This is a genomic window from Sinorhizobium sp. M4_45 (assembly GCF_002885915.1).
GTDB lineage: Bacteria > Pseudomonadota > Alphaproteobacteria > Rhizobiales > Rhizobiaceae > Sinorhizobium > Sinorhizobium meliloti_A.
On record NZ_NWVE01000003.1, the window covers coordinates 448,373 to 470,848 of the forward strand.

22 protein-coding genes are annotated in these 22,476 nt (G+C 63.5%); 16 read left to right on the forward strand and 6 right to left on the reverse strand.

The features are described from left to right. Nucleotides 1-18: 18 nt before the first annotated feature. From asnB to CN933_RS12375, 9 genes are all read left to right on the forward strand, one after another. Nucleotides 19-1,956, forward strand: coding sequence for an asparagine synthase (glutamine-hydrolyzing) (gene asnB, locus CN933_RS12330; RefSeq protein WP_102761666.1), 1,938 nt, complete (start codon nt 19-21; stop codon nt 1,954-1,956). Nucleotides 1,957-1,982: 26 nt separating this feature from the next. Continuing rightward, entirely contained in the window at nt 1,983-2,249 is a 267-nt protein-coding gene (locus CN933_RS12335) for an acyl carrier protein (protein ID WP_010976177.1), read from the forward strand. A 27-nt stretch (nt 2,250-2,276) separates the two neighbouring features. After that, nucleotides 2,277-3,824 carry a class I adenylate-forming enzyme family protein gene (locus tag CN933_RS12340; RefSeq protein WP_102761667.1) on the forward strand — a complete coding sequence of 516 codons (1,548 nt, stop codon included), beginning with the start codon at nt 2,277-2,279 and terminating at the stop codon, nt 3,822-3,824. Further along, complete coding sequence (nadE, locus tag CN933_RS12345; RefSeq protein WP_102761668.1) at nt 3,821-4,825, forward strand: NAD(+) synthase; 1,005 nt, start codon at nt 3,821-3,823, stop codon at nt 4,823-4,825. The genes CN933_RS12340 and nadE overlap by 4 nt, the downstream gene beginning before the upstream one ends. A gap of 777 nt (nt 4,826-5,602) precedes the next feature. Beyond that, nucleotides 5,603-5,854: a YjiS-like domain-containing protein gene (locus CN933_RS12355; RefSeq protein WP_102761669.1), complete on the forward strand. Its 252-nt coding sequence runs from the start codon at nt 5,603-5,605 to the stop codon at nt 5,852-5,854. 321 nt (nt 5,855-6,175) lie between these two features. After that, complete coding sequence (minC, locus tag CN933_RS12360; RefSeq protein WP_018099068.1) at nt 6,176-6,925, forward strand: septum site-determining protein MinC; 750 nt, start codon at nt 6,176-6,178, stop codon at nt 6,923-6,925. A 92-nt stretch (nt 6,926-7,017) separates the two neighbouring features. Beyond that, nucleotides 7,018-7,833 carry a septum site-determining protein MinD gene (minD, locus tag CN933_RS12365; RefSeq protein ID WP_003526353.1) on the forward strand — a complete coding sequence of 272 codons (816 nt, stop codon included), beginning with the start codon at nt 7,018-7,020 and terminating at the stop codon, nt 7,831-7,833. Then, entirely contained in the window at nt 7,830-8,093 is a 264-nt protein-coding gene (gene minE / locus CN933_RS12370; protein WP_003526351.1) for a cell division topological specificity factor MinE, read from the forward strand. The genes minD and minE overlap by 4 nt, the downstream gene beginning before the upstream one ends. A 390-nt stretch (nt 8,094-8,483) precedes the next feature. Beyond that, a complete protein-coding gene (locus tag CN933_RS12375; RefSeq protein ID WP_102761670.1) occupies nt 8,484-8,957 on the forward strand; it encodes a hypothetical protein in 474 nt (157 codons plus the stop codon). Here the strand turns inward: CN933_RS12375 and CN933_RS12380 are convergent. Both CN933_RS12380 and CN933_RS12385 read right to left on the reverse strand, forming a co-directional pair. After that, the gene (locus CN933_RS12380; RefSeq protein WP_102761671.1) at nt 8,947-9,606 is read right to left on the reverse strand and encodes a LuxR C-terminal-related transcriptional regulator; all 660 of its coding nucleotides are present in this window, start codon (nt 9,604-9,606) and stop codon (nt 8,947-8,949) included. The genes CN933_RS12375 and CN933_RS12380 overlap by 11 nt on opposite strands. Further along, nucleotides 9,603-11,015: a sensor histidine kinase gene (locus tag CN933_RS12385; RefSeq protein WP_018099065.1), complete on the reverse strand. Its 1,413-nt coding sequence runs from the start codon at nt 11,013-11,015 to the stop codon at nt 9,603-9,605. The genes CN933_RS12380 and CN933_RS12385 overlap by 4 nt, the downstream gene beginning before the upstream one ends. Nucleotides 11,016-11,290: 275 nt before the next feature. Between CN933_RS12385 and CN933_RS12390 the strand changes: the two genes are divergently transcribed. The 3 genes from CN933_RS12390 to CN933_RS12400 all read left to right on the forward strand — a co-directional run bounded on the left by CN933_RS12390 (nt 11,291) and on the right by CN933_RS12400 (nt 13,807). Then, nucleotides 11,291-12,049, forward strand: coding sequence for a hypothetical protein (locus CN933_RS12390; RefSeq protein ID WP_102761672.1), 759 nt, complete (start codon nt 11,291-11,293; stop codon nt 12,047-12,049). Nucleotides 12,050-12,070: 21 nt separating this feature from the next. After that, entirely contained in the window at nt 12,071-12,898 is an 828-nt protein-coding gene (locus tag CN933_RS12395; protein WP_102761673.1) for an EAL domain-containing protein, read from the forward strand. A gap of 177 nt (nt 12,899-13,075) precedes the next feature. Then, the gene (locus CN933_RS12400) at nt 13,076-13,807 is read left to right on the forward strand and encodes a L,D-transpeptidase (RefSeq protein ID WP_102761674.1); all 732 of its coding nucleotides are present in this window, start codon (nt 13,076-13,078) and stop codon (nt 13,805-13,807) included. Nucleotides 13,808-13,943: 136 nt separating this feature from the next. Here the strand turns inward: CN933_RS12400 and CN933_RS12405 are convergent, their stop codons facing one another. Together CN933_RS12405 and CN933_RS12410 are read right to left on the reverse strand one after the other, a co-directional pair. Continuing rightward, the gene (locus CN933_RS12405; protein WP_102761675.1) at nt 13,944-15,065 is read right to left on the reverse strand and encodes a GNAT family protein; all 1,122 of its coding nucleotides are present in this window, start codon (nt 15,063-15,065) and stop codon (nt 13,944-13,946) included. Beyond that, a complete protein-coding gene (locus CN933_RS12410; RefSeq protein ID WP_026169049.1) occupies nt 15,062-15,796 on the reverse strand; it encodes a N5-glutamine methyltransferase family protein in 735 nt (244 codons plus the stop codon). The genes CN933_RS12405 and CN933_RS12410 overlap by 4 nt, the downstream gene beginning before the upstream one ends. A 216-nt stretch (nt 15,797-16,012) precedes the next feature. Here CN933_RS12410 and CN933_RS12415 point away from each other — a divergent pair, with 216 nt between their 5' ends. Further along, on the forward strand, nt 16,013-17,323 hold the full coding sequence (locus tag CN933_RS12415) for a lipopolysaccharide biosynthesis protein (protein WP_018099060.1): 1,311 nt from the start codon (nt 16,013-16,015) through the stop codon (nt 17,321-17,323). Next, entirely contained in the window at nt 17,320-18,465 is a 1,146-nt protein-coding gene (locus CN933_RS12420; protein WP_018099059.1) for a hypothetical protein, read from the forward strand. Before CN933_RS12415 ends, CN933_RS12420 begins: the two co-directional genes overlap by 4 nt. 161 nt (nt 18,466-18,626) lie before the next feature. On the opposite strand, the gene CN933_RS12430 is transcribed toward CN933_RS12420, so the two are convergent. Beyond that, nucleotides 18,627-18,875, reverse strand: coding sequence for a FitA-like ribbon-helix-helix domain-containing protein (locus CN933_RS12430; protein ID WP_026169048.1), 249 nt, complete (start codon nt 18,873-18,875; stop codon nt 18,627-18,629). 171 nt (nt 18,876-19,046) lie between these two features. On the opposite strand from CN933_RS12430, the gene CN933_RS12440 reads away from it, so the two are divergent. Continuing rightward, nucleotides 19,047-19,943 (forward strand): dihydrodipicolinate synthase family protein, encoded by an 897-nt coding sequence (locus CN933_RS12440; protein WP_102761676.1) that lies wholly within the window; start codon nt 19,047-19,049, stop codon nt 19,941-19,943. A 52-nt stretch (nt 19,944-19,995) separates the two neighbouring features. Here CN933_RS12440 and CN933_RS12445 read toward each other — a convergent pair whose 3' ends face one another. Further along, on the reverse strand, nt 19,996-20,472 hold the full coding sequence (locus CN933_RS12445) for a LysE family translocator (RefSeq protein ID WP_018099057.1): 477 nt from the start codon (nt 20,470-20,472) through the stop codon (nt 19,996-19,998). A gap of 379 nt (nt 20,473-20,851) precedes the next feature. On the opposite strand from CN933_RS12445, the gene CN933_RS12450 reads away from it, so the two are divergent. Beyond that, complete coding sequence (locus tag CN933_RS12450; protein ID WP_033047838.1) at nt 20,852-22,468, forward strand: GumC family protein; 1,617 nt, start codon at nt 20,852-20,854, stop codon at nt 22,466-22,468. The last annotated feature ends 8 nt before the right edge of the window (nt 22,469-22,476 follow it).

The following is a 22,476-nucleotide window of genomic DNA, read 5'->3' on the forward strand; positions in this document are numbered from 1 at the left end:
GCGTGAGAGCGAATAGGCATGTGCGGACTCGGCGGGTATTTTGGTTCAATACGGGACGGTAAGCCCCTTCTCGAGAGGATGACGGCCGCGATCGGCCACCGCGGGCCGGACGAGCGTGGGCTCTTCACCGTGCCGGGTGCGGGCCTCGGTCATGTTCGGCTATCGATTGTGGGGCTCGGGGACGGCCAGCAGCCGATGTCCGACCCGAGCGGCGAGCTGACGATCGCCTTCAACGGCGAAATCTTCAACTATGTGGAGTTGCGCGACGACCTGCGCGCCAGGGGCCGCCGTTTCCGCACCTCCAGCGATACGGAGGTGATCCTCCATCTTTACGAAGAGATGGGCGCGGACTGTCTTTCCCTCCTCAACGGCGACTTCGCCTTTGCGATCTGGGACGCACGCCTACGCCGGATGGTGCTCGCGCGCGACCGCATGGGTGTGCGTCCACTGTTCCACACGTTGAAAGGCGGCACGCTCTATTTCGCATCCGAGGTCAAGGCGCTCCTCGAAGTTCCGGGGGTCTCCGCAGAGATCGACCCGATCGCGCTCGACCAGATATTCACCCTGTGGGCCCCGATCGCGCCGCGCACACCCTTCCGTGACATCCACGAGCTCGAGCCCGGGCATCTGATGATCGCCGATCAGAACGGCATCACGACACGGCCCTATTGGCAGCTCGATTATCCGGACCGCGACGAGCGCTCTGCCTACGCGGAGGAAAGCCGCGCTGCGGACGAACTGCGCGCGCTCCTGACGGACGCGACGCGGATCCGCATGCGGGCCGACGTGCCCGTCGGCGCCTATCTTTCCGGCGGCCTCGATTCGTCCATAATCTCGGCGTTGGCGGCCGGGATGACGTCCCAAGGCTTGCGCACCTTCTCCGTCACCTTCGACAGCGCGGAGCATGACGAAAGCGCCTTCCAGGAGGAGATGGCAGCGGCACTCGGAACCGAGCACAGGGCTGTCGCATGCCGCGCCGGCGACATCGCCAGGGACTTTCCCGATGTCATCCGCTTTACGGAGAAGCCGATCATCCGCACGGCGCCCGCACCGCTCTACAAATTGTCCGGCCTGGTGCGGGAAGCGGGTCTGAAAGTGGTGCTGACGGGCGAGGGCGCCGACGAGGTGTTCGCCGGTTACGATATCTTCAAGGAAGCGCGCGTCCGCCGCTTCTGCGGCCGGCAGCCCGGCTCGCGCCTCAGGCCGCACCTCTTCCGCAAGCTCTACCCCTATCTGCCCGGTTTGCAGCAGCAGTCGGCCGAGTACCTCGCCGCCTTTTTCGGCGCCGGCGACGTTGCTCTCGACGACCCGCTCTTTTCGCATCGGCCACGCCTCAAGGGCACGGCGGCAACCAAGATGTTCTTCTCCTCGGATCTGCGCGCCGAACTCAAGGGTTATGATGCGGCGGAAGAATTGGTCAGCCGGCTCCCCGCCGCCTTTGGCCGCTGGCATCCGCTGCATCAGGCCCAATATCTCGAAAGCCGCTTCCTGCTGCCCGGATATATTCTCTCGAGCCAGGGCGACCGCATGGCGATGGCGCATGGGATCGAGGGCCGTTTCCCGTTCCTCGACCACCGCCTCGTCGAATTCGCCGCAAAGCTGCCGCCGGACATGAAACTCAGAGGGCTCGTCGAGAAGCATATCCTGCGCGAAGCGACGAAAGATCTGCTGCCGCCGGCGATCGGCCGGCGGACGAAGCAGCCCTATCGCGCTCCGGACAGCCACTCCTTCAGCGGCGCGGGCGAACTCGATTACGTGCGGTCGGCCATGAGCGAGGACGCGGTCGCCGCCGGTGGGCTCTTCAACGCCAAAGCGGTAACGAAACTCTACGAGAAATGCCAGTCGCGCCCGGCCTCCGGTTTCCGCGACAACGCGGCCTTCGTCGGCGTCCTCTCGACGCAACTCTGGCTGCAGACATTCACCGGCACCAGCCTTCGCAAGGCTGAGGCCGCGTAAAAACCCTTGGAGAAAAGGAAAGTGGAATGACCCAAGCGATTAAGGACAAGGTCAAGGCATTCGTCATCGAGAACTTTCTCTTCGGCGACAGCGCATACGAACTCGCCGACGACGCTTCGCTGATCGAGAACGACATCATCGATTCGACCGGCGTTCTGGAACTGGTGGCCTTCATCGAAGACGATTTCGGGATCGTGATGGCCGATGCCGACATCGTCCCGCAAAATCTCGACTCGCTCGCGCGGATTTCGGCGTTCATCGAAGCGAAAGCCGCCGTGCCGGTCTCGGCGTAAGCGGCGAAGGGCGGGGGCATCACCATCATGCGGTTCGAGCAATTCCTCATCAGGAACGCCGCGGCAAACGGGGCAAAGACGGCGCTGGTCACCGATCGCCGGCGGCTGGGCTATGCCGAACTCGACGATCTTTCGAGCCGCCTCGCCGCCGCTCTTGCCGAAAGCGGCGTGAAGCGGAACGACCGGGTTCTCGTCTTCATGGACAATTGCTGGGAGGCGGCCGTCGCGATCTTCGCGATCCTCAAGGCCGGTGCGACCTTCAGCCCGATCAATGCTTCGACCAAGGCGGACAAGCTTGCCTATATCGTCGCCGATTGCGAGGCGGCGGCTATCCTGACGCAGGCCAAGCTGATGCCGGTCGTTGCCGAGGCGCTGGCGCTTGCTCGGGGCCATGCGCCATTCGTCGCCTCGACCGCGGCTCCGGGGGGCCGCATCCCGGACGGTGCCGCTTCCTTTGAGGAGTGCCTGACGGTTGCGCCCGCACCCGTCCGCCACGGCGGCATCGACGTCGACCTCGGCATGCTGATCTATACCTCGGGGTCGACGGGCCGTCCCAAGGGCGTGATGATGACGCATCGCAATATCGATGCGGCTTCGGAGTCGATCACCTCCTATCTCCAGAACACGCCTGACGACATCATCCTGAACGTGCTGCCGCTCGCCTTCGACTACGGGCTCTATCAGCTGCTGATGGCGATCCGGCTCGGCGCGACGCTCGTACTCGAAAAGTCATTCGCCTTCCCGCAGGCGATCTTCGACCGTATCCGGACCGAAGGGGTTACCGGCTTCCCGCTGGTGCCGACCATGGCGGCAATGATCTTGCAGATGCGTGACCTCGAACCCGGCTTTCTCCCGAGCCTTCGTTTTCTCTCCAACACCGCGGCAGCACTGCCGCCGGCGCATATTGCCCGCCTGAGGGAGCTTTTCCCGGGCGCCCGGCTCTATTCCATGTACGGACTGACGGAATGCAAACGCTGCACCTATCTGCCGCCGGAAGAGCTCGACCGGCGGCCGGGTTCCGTCGGGATCGCGATACCGAACACCGAAGCCTTCGTGGTCGATGACGAGGGAGACCGGGTACCGCCCGGTGTACCTGGCGAACTGGTCATTCGCGGCCCGCATGTGATGCAGGGCTACTGGCGCAATGACGCCGCGACCGAGCGCATGCTCCGCCCCGGCCCTAATCCATGGGAAAAGGTGCTTCACACCGGTGACCTGTTCCGTACCGACGAGGAGGGTTTCCTCTATTTCGTCGGCCGCAAGGACGACATCATCAAGACGCGCGGCGAAAAGGTGGCGCCCAAGGAGGTCGAGACCGTGCTGCATGCGCATCCCGGAATTGCCGAGGCCGTGGTCATCGGTGTTCCCGATCCGGTGCTTGGGGCCGCGATCGGCGCTCTCGTCGTGTTGTCGGACCCGACGCTGACGGAGAAGGACATCATCCGTCATTGCAGCCGCCATCTCGAGGATTTCATGGTGCCGAAGATCGTCGAATTCCGCACCGAATTGCCGAAGACGGATACAGGAAAAGTCAGCCGCCGCCTTGCGGCCGAAACATTGGAGCCCGCAGAATGAATATCCGACCGGACCAGAACAGGCTCGTCTTCTCGGCCGACACGCTGAAAATCGACGAAGCTGCGGAAGCCGAACGTATAGTTGCCGGATTGCGGGCCCAGTTGCGCAGCCTGCGCAAACGCGGCCTCGTCCTCGGCCTTTCCGGCGGCATCGATTCGAGCGTCTCGGTCGCGCTGGCCGTGCGCGCCGTCGGTGCGAAGAACGTCTTCTGTCTCTTCATGCCGGAAAACGATTCCGATCCGGAAAGCCTGCACCTCGGCCGGCTGGTCGCCGAGACGTTCGGTGTCGAGGCGGTGGTCGAGGACATCGGACCGACGCTCGACGCCATGGGCTGCTATCAGCGGCGTGACGCCTTCATTCGCGAACTCGTCCCGGATTACGGGCCGGGCTGGGCGTCGAAGATCGTCATCGCCAGTGCCCTCGAAGGTAACGGCTACAACATTTCCTCGCTCGTGGTGCAGGATCCCGAGGGGAAGCAGACGAAGCTGCGCATGCCGCCTTCCGTCTATCTCGGCATCGTCGCCGCGACGAACATGAAGCAGCGCACCCGCAAGCAGATCGAATACTACCATGCCGACCGGCTGAACTTCGCCGTGCTCGGCACGCCGAACAGGCTGGAATACGATCAGGGCTTCTTCGTCAAGAACGGCGATGGCGCGGCGGACGTCAAGCCGATCGCCCATCTTTACAAGTCGCAGGTCTATGCGCTTGCCGGTTATCTCGGCGTTCCCGAGGAAATCCGGCGTCGGCCGCCGACCACCGACACCTATTCGCTCGAGCAGACGCAGGAAGAGTTCTATTTCTCGCTGCCTTATGACCGAATGGATCTGTGCCTCTTCGGCCTCAACAACGGGCTCAGCGCCGACGAGGTCGGACGCGCGGCAAATCTGGGCGCGGCTCAGGTTGAGCGCGTCTGGGCGGATATTGCCGCCAAGCGCAAGGCCACGCGCTACCTGCATCTGGGGCCGCAGCTGGTGCAGCCGGTCGAGGAGATCGAGTAAGAATCCGATCGCACGCCCCGTCCCTGAACGGGGCGTGCGATCGGCCGGCTTTATTGAGAGGGTGCAGGTGTCGTCGGTGCCGGTGCCGGTTCTGTGGGCGCGGGCTCCGTCGTCGCGGGGGGAGTCGTTTCAGTCGCCGGGGGCGTTTCAGCCGTCCCGGGCATGAAGAATATGACCGCGAGAATGATAATCGCGAGCACGATAATGCCAATGATAACGTTGCGGTTCATGATGTTTTCTCCGCTGCTGACGATCATCTTCGATTGACTGCACGACGGCGAGTAGAGAAGCGGCCGCCCTGCGTTCAACCGGAGATGCGCCGTTAGCGTAACATGAGTCTCGCCAAGCAATAATAGATGCAGTTGAACGACGTGCCCTGCCGCACGGATGCGCCTTCTCATGGGAAGACTGTTGTATTCCCGCAACAGGGATGAAGCACCGATTGCAATTCGAAATTGAGTACTTGCCGATCGGCCGGTCTCGTGCGAGGATCACCCCATCCGCAATTCAAATCAGAGGAGGCGTAAGATGAATTCCAATCTCGTGTTTGTGCGCCTCTGTGGCGGAACGGCTATCGTGCCTTCGATGCGACGCGCATCTGGCTTCAGCCGCTACTGATCTGAGGGCCTCAAGCCCGCATCTCCGCCATTTGGCGCTTCCCTTTTAACTGACGTGACCGGCTGACGGGACAATTGTTCGCATTGTTGCGTTCCGCATCCGCACGTCTTTTGATCCTCGAAAGGACCTGGCTGCATCACCGCGCCGGGACGGACAGTCATGCGTGAACCACAAGCAATAGTTGTCGAACCCCTCGCGGCGGCGGCCGATGAGCTTTACCGCAAATTCGGCGTCTGGAAGACCGCACGGGCACTGATGTCGGCCGCATGGAGGCGCCGTCAGGTACAAAACCAGATCTCTCACCTGTCGAATCGGATGCGCCGCGATATCGGCTTTCCGGAGGCGGAGGAGGAGTTTCCAATCTGGGACACAGACGCCTTCATCCAGGCCAGGGCAAGGCGTCCGGATTGACCTGGAGGCAAGCCCTGAGAAGTGCGGGGGGAGAGGTTCACAGGGTTTCTCTCCCCCCGATTTCTGAGGCAGCGGTCAATTCTTCCCGCATGGGAATCCCGCCTTCGTCAGCCCTGTGCAAGCTCCCCTCGTCACCATGCTGCCTAGAACTGGTCGCCGGTTCCGTCGAGCCTCATCTTGGGCAGGACGGTCTTGCGCGTGACGGAAATCTTCACGTCGTGCAGGGGCGAAACGGACCGAAGATCAGGCAAAGAAGGAGGCCCGGTTAACTGTTTGTTAACCATGGCTCGCCTACATCTTGGCAACCAAAAATTAACGAAGATGACCAAAGTGCTAACAGACGCTCGCTCGATCCGCATCAAGGGCCGCTCCTTCCTGGCGCTGGTGCTTTCCCCGGAACTGCCGCTCGACTGGTGGCTTGGCCGGCTCGATGACCTCGCTTCGCGTTCGGCGGGCTTCTTCCTGGGGCGCCCGGTGGTGCTCGACGTGGCGGATCTCGAGATCGACCGGAAACAGTTGAAGAGCCTGCTCGACGAGCTCGGCCAGCGCAATGTCAGGGTCATGGGGATCGAAGGCGGACGTCCCTCGCTTTTCGAGCCCGGGATGCCGCCTGCCATGAAGGGCGGCCGGCCGGCTCCCGATTTCGAAGTGCCCGAGGCCGATCCGGCCGATCCGCCGAAGGCCGGCAAGGGAAAGGCCGCTGCGCCGGTGACATCGGAGGACGTTCAGCCGGTTCGCGCGACGGCATCGATCATCGTCCGGGAACCGGTCCGGTCCGGACAGTCGGTCATCTTCCCGGAAGGCGACGTGACGGTGGTCGGCTCCGTCGCATCCGGCGCGGAGATCGTCGCAGGAGGTTCGGTCCATATCTACGGGACGCTTCGAGGGCGGGCGCTGGCAGGCTCGGTCGGAAACGCGTCTGCGCGCATCTTCTGCCGCCGGCTCGAAGCGGAACTGCTGGCAATCGACGGCGTCTACAAGACGGCCGAGGACATGGCCCCCAATCTGCGAGGGCAGTCGGTCCAGCTGTGGCTGGAAGGCGATTCGATCATGGCAGAAAGACTGAACTGAGCCGGTCGCCGGCTGATTTATAGAATTAGAGCGGGGATGCGGGCGGAAACCGCTCACAGTTTTCCTCCCGCTCTGACAACAGGAGCGGGAAGATGGCGAAAGTAGTTGTAGTTACATCTGGAAAGGGCGGCGTCGGCAAGACGACGTCAACCGCCGCACTGGGTGCGGCGCTGGCGCAGCGCAACGAGAAAACGGTCGTCGTCGATTTTGACGTCGGGCTGCGCAATCTCGACCTCGTCATGGGCGCCGAGCGCCGGGTCGTCTACGACCTCGTCAACGTGATCCAGGGCGATGCGAAGCTGCCGCAGGCGCTGATCCGCGACAAACGGCTCGACACCCTCTTCCTGCTGCCGGCATCGCAGACCCGCGACAAGGACAGCCTGACCCCCGAGGGCGTCGAGCGGGTGATGGAAGAGCTCAAGAAACATTTCGACTGGATCATTTGCGACAGCCCGGCCGGGATAGAGCGCGGCGCGACGCTCGCGATGCGCCACGCCGACCTCGCCGTCATCGTCACCAATCCGGAAGTCTCCTCGGTCCGCGACTCCGATCGCATCATCGGCCTCCTCGATGCCAAGACGGAAAGGGCAGAGCGCGGAGAGCGGGTCGAGAAGCACCTGCTGCTGACGCGCTACGACGCCGTCCGCGCCGAGCGCGGCGACATGCTCAAGGTCGATGACGTTCTCGAGATCCTGTCCATCCCGCTCATCGGAATCGTTCCCGAGAGCATGGACGTTCTCAAGGCTTCCAACCTCGGTGCCCCGGTGACGCTCGCCGACAGCAGCAGCGCTCCGGCACGCGCCTATCTGGATGCCGCGCGCCGCCTTGCGGGGGAAACGGTGCCGATGACCATTCCCGGCGAGAAGCGCGGCTTCCTGGGCAAGATATTCGGACGGAGGGCAGCATGAGCATTTTCCGTTTCTTCAGTAAGCAGACCTCGGCGCCGACGGCGCGCGAGCGCCTGCAGGTGCTGCTGGCGCATGAGCGGGCGTCGGTCGGCCAGTCGGACCTCGTGGCGGTGCTCCGGGAAGAAATTCTCGCGGTCATCGCCAAGCATGTCCAGGTCGACCGCGACAAGGTCAACGTCACGATGGAACGCGGCGAGCACGTCACCACGCTCGAAGTCGACATCGAAATCCCGATGAAAGCGGGCGTGCGGGCGGCCTGATCCGGCCGCGTCGGCCGGCCGCAGCGCCACCATGGCCCGGCCAGGTTGCGCGATGGCAACCGCATGGATATCCCTTCCTGCAGCCTCTCGTTCGGGAGGCTGCAGTACGGCTTTCGCCTGGCCACCCGCCCGTCGTCGGACTTTGGTCCGAATCATATCGGACAATCGTCCGGCCGGCGAAAGCGAAACGTCTGAGACACCCCGATTGCAGTTGACGCACCGGTCAGACCGTGACCAAAGATGGCGCAACAGCCGGCGAAAGCGAATGTCGGGCTTTCCCGGTGGACTGTTGTCGGGTCGGCGGCGACGCCGACGGTAGGTGATAGCGTCAAGGCATTCGCGAGACCGCGATCAGGCGCATCCCGGTAAAAACTCTTCAGGAGGAGCGTGATGGTCACGCGTCGAAACTTTCTTGCAGCACTGTGCTGGGTTTCGGTCGGCCTTCCCATCGCCGTATCGCCTTACAAAATCGCGCTGTCGGGCTCAGGCATTGAACTGGAACCGCAATCCGCTCTCGCCAAGGGAGGTGGTAGCGGCGGCGGGCGCGGCGGTGGTGGCGGCGGTGGCGGCGGCGGACGAGGCGGTGGCAATGGCGGCGGACGAGGCGGTGGCAACGGCGGCGGAAACGGGGGCGGCGGCGGAAACGGTAAGGGCGGCGGCAATTCGAATTCCGGCCGGGCAAGCGGAAGAGCAACGACGTCCGTGGAAGGGGGCGGCTCCATCCTGCGCGTACGTCACCGGGACGGCATCAGCGAGGTGATCGAAGACGCCCGTTACATCATGAAGGATTCGCGCGGGCGCACTATTGTCAACCGGCGGGCAACGTCGGCCGACCGGAGACGGCTTCTCTCCTTCATTGACTGACCGGACGCCAGTCGAGCGCGTCGCGCAGCACCATGGCGGCCTCCGTCCGGTTGGCGACGTCGAGCTTCGCCATGATCTGCGTCATGTGATGTTTCACCGTTTTCTCGTGCAGATCGAGCTTTCGGGCAATCTGCTTGTTGCTCATTCCCGAGGCGACGAGGTGAAGGACCTCCTGTTCGCGCCGCGTCAGCTCGGCAACGAGGTTGGATTTGGCCGGTGCGGGATTGGCCAGCTGGCCCGTCAGCAGCTTGGCGGAAAGGGTGGGGGCGACATAGCTCTCGCCTGAGGCCACAGTGCGAATGACGTCCGCCAGCGCCCTCGCACCGATCCCCTTGAGAATGTAACCCTTCGCGCCCTCCTTGAGAGCTGCAGCGACGTCGTCATTCGCCTCGGAAACGGTCAGCATGACGATCCTTTGTGAGGGCGCGACGCTCAGGATCGCCGGAATGGCGTTCAGCCCGCCGCCCGGCATGGAGATGTCGAGCAGCATCACATCAGGGTTGAAATTTTGCGCAATCGCGATCGCCTCGTCCCGCGACCCGCCTTCGGCGACGACCTCGAACCCGTCGATCTCCGACAGGCTCCGTGTCACACCCTCCCTGAACAAGGGGTGGTCATCGACCACGGCTACTCGAATTCCCGTCATCATGCCTGCTCCGTTTCCTCAAAACCGATCGACATCCGGACAATCGTGCCGGGCGCGTTGGGGTTGATCTCGAATGTTCCGCCGAGGCTCTCGACCCGGCCTTCAAGGCCCGCGAGGCCGAGGCTCGTCGGCCGTACGTCTTTGGGATCGAAGCCCGGCCCGCCGTCTGCAACCTCGACGGTAACCTTGTCACCCTTCGTGCTCTGCGTCACGCGCTGCGCGATGCCGCCGCCGTGACGGTAGGCATTGTTAAGCGCTTCCTGCACGAAACGGTATATGCAGATCTTCGCCGATGCCGAAAGGCGCTCGGGCGGGTCGGTCATCGACAACTCCACGGTGGTTCCCGTTCGTTGTTCATGGGCGTGGACGCAGCGCTCCAGAATTTTCCTCAGGCCGGCGGTCTCTATCTGCGGCAGGACCAGCCCGCTGCACAGCGTTCTGATCTCGTTCATCGCCTCGTCGAGGCTGCCCTTGATGGCGGCGATCTCACGCTCGCGCAGTTCGGCGGGCGTCTTGGGGCTGACAAGCTTGTTGCTGTCCAGTCGCAGCGAAGCATAGGCCACGAGTTGCGCCGGCCCGTCATGCAGATCGGCGCCGATCCGCCGCAACAGGGTCTCGTTCAGCGCGGTCGCTCGCTGGGAGGCCTGGCGCAGGCGCCCGCGCAGTGTCTCGTTCTGCGCAAGCAGCGCCGAAAGCTCGTCGACGCGCTGCGCAAGCGCATGGCGCTGCTTCTCTATCGTTCTGCTGCCGCGCAGGACGATGGCCGAAAGGGCGATGAAGAAGGCGAGCGTGAAGCCGGCAACGGCGAGCCACGTGTGAAGCCTCGCCCGATTGAGGCTCTGCTCGAATTCGTCGGCAATCTCGTGGAACTCCGAGACGGCGACCACCTCGCCGGACCAGGGTTGGAGAAGGGGATTGTAGATCTCCAGGAGAGGACTGCTCGAAAGGCGCTCCGTCTCGCCGTCGGCCTCGTCGAGAGGCATGAAACGAGCGACCATGCCGCCGTCGAATGCTGCCGTCAGCTCCGGACCCAGCTCATACTTCTGACCGACCATGGCCTTGTCGCTCGAATAGAGTACGGTGCCGTCGGCGCGCCAGAGGCGAAATGACGCAAGCCGATCACCCAAAGCGCCCTGCCCAAGCGTTTCGTCAAGCGCCCGTGCCACCGAATCGTCGAGCACCTGCGTCGTTTGCATGTCAGGCAGGAGCGGCGCAATCACGCTGTCGACATAGAGCGCCGTGGTGGCCGCGGAGTTGCGCGTCACTGCGTCCTCTATAAGGCTCGTCACGAAGGCGCCGACGACGAGCATCGCCGCAGCGGCTACCGAGCCACCGATAATGAGGAACTGCTTCGCCAGCGGCTGAGAGTTCCACCGTCTGATGAGGTCGTCGACGTGCACGAGAGATCTCACGATGGCCCGCTCAATTCGTCGCCGGCACTGCTGCGTTCTTTGCAACCGCCAAATTAGCATTTCCGGCCGGCCGGTCAACGCGCGCCATCCCTTACCCCTTGGTCATAGCGCATCTTGGGACTTTTGACGACCGGGCCCACGGACCTAAGTCCAATCAACCGGCGCATTGGTCCGGCGGCGGTGGAACCCGCACCAGTTGCACGCTATCGCTTAATCAATTGCAGCACAAAATCGGCCGCAGCAACAACGGCCGCGACTTTCGATAGGAGGCCCTCATGCCTATTTCCAAATTCGTCGGACGAGGTCTTATTGCGCTGGCGCTCGCAGGCGCTCCCCTGGCGGGCCTTGCACCCGGCATGTCGGACATCGCATTCGCCAAGGGCGGCAATGGCAACGGTGGCGGCAATGGTGGCGGCGGCAACGGCAATGGTGGCGGCAATGGCGGCGGCCAAGGCAATGGCGGCGGCCACGGCAAGAGCGGAAGCCACGGCAATAGCGGAAGCCACGCGAAAGCCCGATCCGATTCGGGCAGATCGGGCGGCGAGCGCGTGGGCACGCCGCGCTTCCTCCAGGACCTGTTCAAACATGGCAGGAAGTCCGGAAAAGCGGCGACCGGCAAGTCCGGGAAGTCCGGCAAGGTCGTCAAGGCCAGGGCCACGGAAAAGGCTGTCCCGACGCCGAAGCCCAAGACTCCGCGGGCCGAAACGGCAAAGCTGAGCTCGCTCGGGCGGAACTATCACGCCTACCTGAACTCGAACGATCCGCGGATGGCGGCAATCTCCGCCTATGCGATCGCCTATGCCGAGTTCGAGGCGGAGTTCGGCTCGGACGTCATTCCGACCGATCCGGCTCTCAGCGATGAAGCGCTGCGCGAGGCGATTGCGAGCTTCACGAATGGCGGCGAAGTGACGGATGCGACACTTGAGGACGTCAAGGAAACGCTTGGCGTCGGATCGTCCGTCGGGAAGATAGACGATATTCGTGAGCACCTTCTCGACACGACGCCCGATGAGGACGTCGTGATCGAAAACTGACCGAGCGAGGCGCGTCGCCGGATGGAACATCTGAGAAGATTCGACCGTGTCGTCGGCGCCGTGACCCAAGCGATGCGGGAGGGGCGGATAGGCTTCTCGCTGCAGCAGGTCAATGCGGTCGGCGATACGGGCGAGGTGCTCTATTCGGAATGCCTCGGCAGACTCGTAGAACGTGACGGAGCGGTCAGGACGAGCGAGGAATTCACGGCTTTTCTCGAAGCGTCGGGACGCGTTGCGTCATTCGATCGATACATGCTCGGTCTCGCATTCGAGTGGCTCGACTGCAATCCGTCAGGCGTGTTGGGTTGCGATATCTCGGCCGGGAACATTCTCGACGAGAACACTTGGTCGGAACTCTACGATCTGCTCTCGCGAAATCGGGAAATGGCCTCGCGCCTGGTTCTCGAAATAACGGAGTGCCTGCCGCTGGCCACCCTGCCGATGGCCGCGGAGTTCATCGAAGGCGCGCGCGAACTGGGCTACAGAATCGCTCTGGACAGTTTCGGAACGGGTCACTCGACGCCGGAATCGCTGTTGTCCGTCCCCGTCGACATCGTGAAACTGGACGCATTCTTCATCGGCCGCGGCCAGAGCGGGGGCCAGGGCCAGGGCGGGAGCAAGGGGTTCCTGCATCATTTGGTGGGGCTCGCTTCCTGCGTTGCGCCGACGGTGGTCGTCGACGGCATCGAGACCTACGGACAGCTCGAAGCCGTCAAAAAGGCCGGCGCAACGCATGTGCAGGGCTTCCTTCTGTCCGAGCCGACGCTTTACCCCGTCTATTGCGGCCAGCCGGCGCCGCTGCCGGCCGCCATACGCAGATCTGCGGGATCGCGGCAGCTGCATTCCTAGGCACGATGCTTTCAGGCCGGGTCGGCGGGCTGCCGACTTCGTCACTTCTAAATCTCCGACGACCCTCCGCGCGATGCTGCAGATATCGCACATGTGATTGGCCGTGAGTTTGGCAATCCAGGCGAGTCGGCTACACGTCTACACCCGACCCCTTTTCTCTCTTCGTACCTGCTTGAGATGTTTAGCAAAATTCAATTACGACGACGCACGATTCTTCTGGGAGCGATCTCCGCAACAGCAGCCGTCGCGGGGTGCTCGACCTCTGCGCCGCAAGGCCAGCGCGCTCCCGTGCCGCGTCTGGTGAGCCGCCCGATCGGGGTGGCGAGCGATGCAGAACTGGAAGCCAGATATGCTGCCGTCGAAGATGGCGGACATTTCATTCCGGCAGTTCCCTATAGGGAGATGGATCCGAAATATTTTCGCCAGCGGGTGCCGGACCCCACCGGCGAACCGGCGGGGACGGTCGTCGTAGACACGCCCGGGCGGTTCCTCTACCTCATCGAGCCTGGCGGAACGGCGATGCGCTACGGCGTCGGAATTGGGCGCGAGGGCTTCGCCTGGCAGGGCGAAGGGATCATACACTGGCGCCAGCCCTGGCCCCGGTGGAAGCCTCCGGCCGATATGATCGCCCGCCGGCCGGAACTCGAAAAATACTCCGTCGCAAATGGCGGCATGGCCCCCGGCATAGACAATCCCTTGGGTGCCCGCGCGCTCTACATCTTCCAGAACGGGCAGGACACGCTGTACCGTCTGCACGGCACGCCGGAATGGAAATCGATCGGCAAGGCAGTTTCGTCAGGGTGCGTTCGGCTGGTGAACCAGGACGTCATCGATCTTTACAAGCGTGTACCCTATCACGCCAGGATCGTCGTCTATCAAAAGCCGCTCGCCGAGCAGCTTCAAGTCTGAGGCCTGTTGAGATTCCGGATACCCGCCGCGATTGTTTGATGATTTTAGGTCGACCCGGCCTGAAATCATCGTGATTTAGAGCACTTCGAACGGCGCACCCCCGGACGCAAGACCGCTGCGCCTTCCTGGAAGTGCTTTAGATCCGGTTGAACGTGCCGCCGATCAGCCGGCTCCAGTGTTCCCCCGCCAGCCCGTTGATGAACCCTCGTGCGTGACGGAAAGCGTCGACGAGTTCCTCCTCGCGGGAGTGGACGACGGTCGAGGCGGCATGGACGAAGCCGATACGGCGGCCCATCATGGCCTCAAGCAGCGCCGGCTGGGTTCGACCGCGAACAGCAGCGGCGCCGCGCGCGGCCGCGTGCTCTATCAGGCAGTCGAGGATCGGCCCGGCCTGTCCCGGCTGGGCGAGTACCTGGAGAACCCTGGCAGTTCCGCCGGGCTGCAGGTGGTAGAAAAACGCTCCGACGGGCGCACCACTTCGCGTCCTGACGGCCGCAAGCACCGGCTCGCCAAATTCCGGCTTCTTCTCCGCGTCTTCGAGGATATGGTCTAGCTGACCCTCGGTCCAGGCCGGCTGCACGGCAAACTGCCTGGTCAATGGTGCGAAGAGCTCGGCAAAGCCATGCCGGTCGATGTCGGCGACCTGCAACGGTCCCTGGGGGGTGGCGGCCTCGGGCACGCCCGACCAGCGCAGCTCGCCGCGTCGCAACTTGCCGCGATGGCGGCGGTCGAATGCATGAGCCAGCGGCCGGAGTGCGCGGGCGGGTCCGAACCGGCTCGCGACCAGATCGAGGCCGAAGGATGCAGGCCGGATGACGCGTACCCAGTCGAGGCTGTATTGCGGCAGCACGACGCCCCGCAGCTTCGTCCACATCTGCGTCGAAACTTCGCTCGCCGTTTCGCTGAAAGAAAGGTCCTGCGGTCCTGCAAGGAACGCTTTCAGCAGCCGCGCGCCGGCCATCGGATCGCTTTCGCGCCCTTCGACCATCAGCGAGCCGCAGATGGCGGCGCGCAATGCCCTGCCGCGATATGTCATGGCCAGAGTGTTCGCTCCGACGAAGCCGGAAATCCGGCCGTCATCGTTGCTATACACGAGCGGGCGTATTTCCGGGTCGTTGCCCGGGGCATCGATATAGAGTTGCCGAAGATATTCGATGAACGCAGGCGGCGGCTCCTCCGCGCTGTTGCGGAAGACCTTCTGGAAAAGCCGCGCGACAGCCGGGATATCCTCGGCTGCGAGCGAACGGATGTCGCTCATCTGTCTGCCCCGTCAGCCGCGGCGGCTGCGGCTGCATCGCCCAGCCTGCGCGCCAGTGCGACTCGTGGCTTTCCGGCCGAGTCCTCGGCGAATGTCACGGCCTCATAGGCCTTCGTTCGGGCGAGAAGCGCCGTGGCCTGGCGATCCTGTCCCTCTCCGAACTCGAAGAGAAGCCAGCCGCCCGGCTTGAGGAAGGCGGCGGCTTCGCGGATCAGCCGCTGATGGATGGATATGCCGTAGGGCCCGCCGTCGAACGCCTCCCGCGGTTCGCTTGCGAGAAGATGCGCGCTGTCGCCCTCCAGGCGGGATGTCGAGATATAGGGCGGGTTGCAGACGATCATGTCGACGGCACCCGCGAGGTCCTCTCCCGCGAGGGCCGCGAACAGGTCGCCCTGGCGGATGACGACGCGGTCTCCAAGCGAGAGGCGCTCGACATTGCGCCGCGCAAGCGCGACCGTGCTGTCGGTGAGGTCGGCACCCCAGACACGCGCGAGCGGCACCTCCGCGGCGATCCCCAGAGCGAGGTTCCCGGATCCGCAGCACATGTCGATCACGGTCGCCGGTCCGGCGCGCTCGGTCAGGATCGCTGCTGCGTTGCGCCCGAGGAGTTCGGTCTCCTCCCTCGGCACGAGCACGTCCGGCGCCAGTTCGAGGTCGACGCCCATGAATCGTACGATCCGTGGCGCGCGACCCTCGGTCTGGCCGTCAAGATGATTGTCGCCCTGCAGCACGACGGCTCCTTCGGTTATCGGATGGGATGTCGGTCCGGCGCACACTAGCGCGTGCAGGTAAACGGAAGCTGAAATGCAGGGCGTCCGACAACACATGGCGTCACAAAGCTTATGTTAACCGGCCAATCACTTATCCTCGCTAGTGTGCGCCTCAATCGGCGAGGTGCGGGTCGCCGCCCGGTGCCGGCCCCTAATCTATTTGTCAAGGCAGAACGGATGGTCTCGGAAGGTGTAACGGAACAGCGCGGTGACAGACCATTCCTGCCGATGGTCATGTCCTATCTCGCCTCCGGCGGCAGTCTGGTTCTCGGTTCTGCGGCGCAACTCCTTACCTTTGCTATCCTTGCCCGCTGGCTCGGCGTCCACGAGTTCAGCGTTTTCGTCGCAATTACTGCGGTCGCCAATATAGCCGTCCATCTCTGCGGGCTCGGGGCGATGGAATGCCTGGTGCGTCGGGTCGCGCGCGACCGCGCGATCTACCCGCAGATGCTCGGACACAATGTCATCCTGACGGTGGCGAGCGGGGCAGCCCTGGTCCTGTTGGGAGCGGTGGTCCTGCCGTTCTTCTTCACCCTTTCGCCGGATCCCGTGACGAACGTCGCCGTGATCACGCTGATGCTCGTCACCAATATCCTGCTGGTCCGGGTCATCGTGCTCACCGAGCAGATCTTTATCGCTCACACGGATTTTGCCTCCGCCAACAAGGTCGTCGTCGGTTTTGCGGCGGCGCGCACGGTTGCGGCGGCACTTGCCTGCATCGCCTTCGGCGTCACCAGCGTCGCATCCTGGGCGGTGTGGCAGTTTCTGTGCCATGTCCTCGTGGCGCTCTTGTGTATGCGGGCAATCCGGAGACTCGGTGCGCCGCGCTACCGCATCGTGCGGGAGGAACTCCCGCAAGGCCTTTACTTCAGCATTCCCTTCATCCTGCGTGCGCTGCGCCAGAATGCCGACCTGCTTGTCCTGAGCCTCGTCACCACCGCCGAGGTCGTCGCAAGCTACAGTGTCGCTCGCCGCATGCTGGAGAGCAGCTATCTTTCGGTGGAAGCGCTCAACCGGCTCATCTACCCGGGTTCGGCGAGGGCGACGGCGGCGGGGCTTCACCACGCCCTCCATCGGGTGCGCCGGGTGCTCGCTGCCGCAATCGTCATCAGCCTGGCTGCGGCCGTCACCGTCTTCGTTCTGGCGCCGGTCCTGCCCTACCTCTTCGGCAAGGACTATCTCTCGCTGGTCGGCTTCGTCAGAAGCCTCTGCTGGGTCGTGGTGCCGCTCGCTATGTGGTCCGTCGCGGTCGAGGCGCTCGGTGCCTCCGGCGCACACGCCGCCCGCGCGACCGTCATGGGGCTCGGCAGCATCGCCGGTGCCGGCCTTGCCGCATGGGCAAGCTGGTACGCCCCGCCGATGGGAACTTTCCTGTCCTTCTACGCAATCGAAATCGCGATGGTCGTCGCCTCCTGGAGCGTGTTCCTGCACTTCGTGCGGCGCGACCGCCGCCAGGCTGCGCTCACTCTTGGAGCGGGCGCCATATGACGATGGAGGCGAATGAACTACGCGTATCCGAGAGCGTGCCGGCCGATGCAGGGCAGCGCCGCGGTACGCGGCCCATGGCGCCCGACGACGTTCCGGCGGTCGGACGGCTTTTCAACAGGATTTTCCGAAGGCACGATCAGGCATCCGATGACCTCGGATGGTATCTCGAGACCGTCTTCTTCGGCAGCCCTCACTATTCTCCGGAACTCGGCAGCGTCGTGCACGAGAACGGTGCTAACGGCATAGACAGCGCCATACTCTCGGTACCGATGGCGTTTATGATCAATGGCCGCCCGACCATGGCCCGCCTTCTCTGTGCCTTCATGGCGGATGGCAAGGCCGGCGCCGTTGGAGCGGCACGTCTTGCGCGCACCATGCGGGCGGCTCGCCAGGACATGTGCTTCTCCGACAATGCGTCGCCGGTCAGCGCCGACCATTGGGTTGCGGGAGGCGGCATCGTCCTGCCGATCCAGAGCCTCGAATGGCAGCGCTCGTTTCTGCCGTTGACCGCGGCGGCGATCCTTGCGGGCCGTCACTTCCCAATCGCGCGCTCGCGTGTTCTCGTCGGCGTCCTCAGGCCGATTGACCGTGCACTGCGCCGGTTGCGGCCCTCCATGCGCCCGACGGCCGAGGGGGAATGCAGGAGCGAGGCAGCGGGCGTCGAAGAGTTCCTCCAATGCGCGAGCCCGATGCTGGAACGCTTTGCGATCCGCCCGGCCTGGTCGCCAGCCGAATTCGACTGGCTCGTGCGCGTCGCTTCGATGAACCGCAACCTCGGGACGCTCCAGTGCAGGAAAGTCGTTCTGCCGGACGGTCGCACGATCGGCGCCTTTCTTTTCTTCGGCAAGCAAGATGCCGCGGCCACGGTGCTCAATCTCGTCTGCGAGGAGGGGCGTGAACGCGACGTCGCCGCGGCGATGTTCGCGCAGCTCGATGCGGAAGGCTATGCCGTGGCGGTCGGCATGGCTCAGCCGTTCCTGATGAACGCTATCTCGCGCCAGCGATGGCTGTCATTCCGGCACCGCGGTTACTTCTGCATGGTGACCCGCCATGCGGACCTCAAGGAAGCGGCAGAGCGCAACGACATCTATATCGGCGGCCTCGCCTCGGAGACCTGGAGCCGGCTGCTGACGGATTTTTAGCGTTGGTATTTTCAGGGCCGATGATCCGAGGGATTGATGATAGTTACACCGGTGTCGGCGAAATCCGCGACATTACGGGTTGCCACGGAGGCGAGCCAGGCTCTACCGCGACGGAGAGGGTGGGTGCCAACAGCTCCGACGGCACATTGGTATCGAGATAATCACTCGGAGAAATCCGGTGCGTAGCGGATGGGCTCGCGCTGCGGAAGGTCAAGTGTGACGCCTGCGAGAGGCGCCATTCGGATGCGGATTACTGTAGCGAGATTGGCCGGTCGGTTTTCGGTAGTCGAAAGCGCGGCGCGAAGGATGTCCCGCGCTTCGTCCTCCATCGAACGCCCATGCTCGGCGGCGCGAATGCGCAGGCGCTTCTTGAGCCCGTCATCGAGGTTGCGGATGGTCATGTTCGCGATGCGGCTTCCTTTCTTCATTGATGGCAATTTATCGTTGACTGCAGCGGGCGGCAACACGCCTACGAGTGACCCGGAGCCGGCTGCCGACGGATTTTTGCTTGCATGTCTTGCGGGCGATCATTCGCGGTTATAGAGCGAGGCCTGTTCTGACGCAGTCGATGGGAAATGACGATGGCACCTGCGGCTTTTTTTGATGGCCTGTCAGCGTTCCCGCCCACACCCGCCGATGTGGGCGGCAAAGTTTCGGAAGAGGCGCTGTCGCGACTGCTCGAGCGTATCCGACTAGCACGCGCGGACTCGATTGGATTGCTCGGCAGTACAGGGGCTTACGCATTTCTCTCGCGCGGTGAACGGCGACGGGCAGTGGAGATCGCTGTGGAATGCGTGGGAGGCAGAGTTCCCCTCATCGTCGGCGCACTCAGGACCGACGAGGCTCAGGCGCTCGCGCGCGACGCGAAGGAAGCCGGGGCAGATGGACTTCTCCTGGCTCCCGTATCCTACACGCCTCTGACTGAGGAGGAAGTTTATCAGCATTTCGTTGCCGTTGCCGGCGTTTCCGACTTGCCGCTCTGCATCTACAATAATCCGGGCACGACCAAGTTCGTTTTCAGCGAGGAACTGATCATACGGCTCTCGAAGGTGCCGAATATTGCCGCAGTGAAGATGCCGTTGCCTGCCGACGGAGATTTCGCGGGTGAGATCGCTCGACTCCGTGCGAACACGTCTGCAGCTTTTGCTATTGGCTATAGCGGCGATTGGGGCGCAGCAGGTGCGCTCCTGTCCGGTGCTGATGCGTGGTTCAGTGTCGCGGGCGGGCTTTTGCCCGTGGCTGCAACGAAACTCACTCGGGCGGCGAAAGGGGGCGATCGCGCGGAAGCGCATCGGATCGACACCGCATTTCAACCCTTATGGGCACTGTTCAAGGAGTTCGGCAGTTTCCGCGTGATGTACGCTGTCGGGAGCATCCTCGGGCTGTTTCATGCATTGCCCCCGCGGCCGATTTTGCCGCTCGGACCTCGTGACAATGTACGGGTAGAGGAAGCTGTTCAGAAACTGATCGACTTTTAAGAGTGCTCTTGAGGAATTACGCTTTACCCGGAAGTGCTCCAGCCGGTCCTGATCATCGGTGAAGGGCGGGCGCGACTGGAGAAAGCAGCAACCGTATGCCAAGCGCGATCATGATGCTGCCCGCAATGCGCTGCTGCCACGCCACAAAGGCACTGCTGTGCGACAACCAATTGCTGAATGTGCCTGAGGTGAGGGCCACCGCACCAAGGACCAGCAGCCCGGTGGCTTTCATCGTCACTCCGAGGATGAAGAATTGCAGGGCCGGCGATCCGGCGGACGGTTCCACGAACTGCGGAAGGATCGCGAGCATAAAGGAAAGCGACGTCGGATTCGTCAGATTGCAGATCACACCCTGCCTGAAGGGGGCGAGAAGCGATGAAGACGTGGCGCGGCCCGGCGCTCCGGGCAGGAAGATCTTACTGCTGGCCGCCAAGAAACGCACCCCGACATAAATCAGATAGGCCGCTCCGATAAATTGCATGGCCTTGTAGAGGAGCGGCGAGGACGCCACGACCGTGGCAAGGCCCATGGCAAGCAAGGGTATCTGGCGAGGCCCGCCGCGACGCATCCGATAGCGGTTGCAAGCGCAGCCTGTCGGCCCTGGCCGATGCCGCGGCTGATGACAAGCATCATGTCCGGGCCGACTCCGGACAATTGATAGGCAAGCACGGCGGCCAGAAACGCGGCATAGCTGGTCAGGTCGGGCATCTACAGAAACTGTGGAAGCAGGTCGAAGTTCCCCAGCGGAAACGAACCAGTGCCCGTAGAGGAGCATCGGCCTGCCCAAAAGGTTACCGCCCGAACAGTTCCGCTTAACCGAATATTCACCCTGCCGGCCCTAAATCTGCATGGGAATTGCTTATACGGCAATAAGCACCTTGGTGGCTCCGGGGGGATGGGGAAAGCGGATGTATCGGCGCAGCGAGCCCGAGGGATTGGGATTACGCCTTGAAAGGCCACATCAGCGCCTTCGCGCGGGCGGAGGGTCGTTGCTCGACCTCGTGCCCGCGGTAACGGAAGAGGCCGCCGCTCGCGAAGAGGCCCCCGCGGAGGCAGAGGATGGCGCCTCCGCCCGCGTGGTTGATATTCCCGGTCCCGCCCACCAGGCGCGCGCTCTTGAGGAGCAGCCGTCCTCCGTCGCGGATTTCTTCCCGCAACTCCACCTCCTGGGCAGCATCGGGGTCAATGATCTCATTGCGTGGCTGCGCAACGGCGCCCGCTGGATCGTGCTCGCGCTCGTCCTCTCGGTTGCCGCCGCCTTTGCCTATGCCGTGGCGGCGACGCCGCGATACACGGTCTATACCGATCTCGTGGTGGACCCTTCCAATCTCAACGTCGTCAGCGACGACGTCTTTACGACCAATCCTCAGCGCGACGCGCAATTGTTGGAGGTCGAAAGCAAGCTCCGGATACTGACCTCGCGCAACGTCCTCCAACGCGTCATCGACGAGCTGCGGCTTGCGGACGATCCCGAATTCGTCAGGCCGACATTCCTCGACTGGATGAAGACGCTCATTGCCCCGCGGGACGCCAAGGCGGACAAGGAACTGGCGGCCATGCGCGCTCTGTCCGAGAGGGTCGAGGCGCGCCGGGAGGAACGTTCCTTCGTCGTGATCCTGAAGGTGTGGAGCGAAGAACCGGCCAAGGCAATCGCCCTTTCGGACGCGATCGTCGAGGCATTCGAGGCGGAACTCTTTCAGTCGGCCGCCGAGAGCGCCGGCCGGGTGGCGCAGAACCTGAACGAACGACTCGATGAGCTGCGGCGCAACGTCACCGAAGCGGAGAAGAGGGTCGAGGATTTCCGGCGTGAGAACGGCCTGCAATCCACCAATGGTGAGCTCGTCAGCAATCAGCTTTCGAGTGAGCTCAACACCCAGGTTCTCGACGGTCAGCAGCGTTTCATCCAGGCGGAAACGCGTTACAGGCAGATGAGTGCGGCCGTTGCCGAGGGCCAGACCGCCAGCGCCTCGGTGTTCGAGTCGGCAAACATGACCAATCTGCGCCAGCAGTATAATGCCTTGCAGCAGCAGATCGGCTCCATGCAGCTCACTTATGGCGAGCGGCATCCGCGGCTCGTTGCCGCGCGCTCGGAGCGCACGGCGCTGGAAGCGGCGATGAAGGATGAAGCCCGCCGCATTCTGGAGCGCGCGAAGGCCGACTTCGACCGGGAGCAAAAGGCGCTCGATGCGCTCCGCGGCAAGGCGGATGACGAAAAGTCGAACGTCTTCACCGACAACCAGGCCCAGGTGCAGCTTCGTGACCTCGAACGCGACGCGCGCAGCAAGGCGGCGATCTACGAAACCCATCTGGCACGCGCGCAGCAGATCACCGAACGCCAGCAGATCGACACCACGAATATTCGCGTCATCTCGCGGGCCCTGCCGCCCAATGCGCGAAGCTGGCCCCCGCGTACCTTGATCCTGCTGATCGGCGGCGCCGTTCTGGGTCTCGCAATCGGCATCGCCGCGGCACTTGCCCTCGGCCTCTGGAAATTCCTTCGCGGCAAAACCCACGTGGCTGCCTGAGGAGCCCG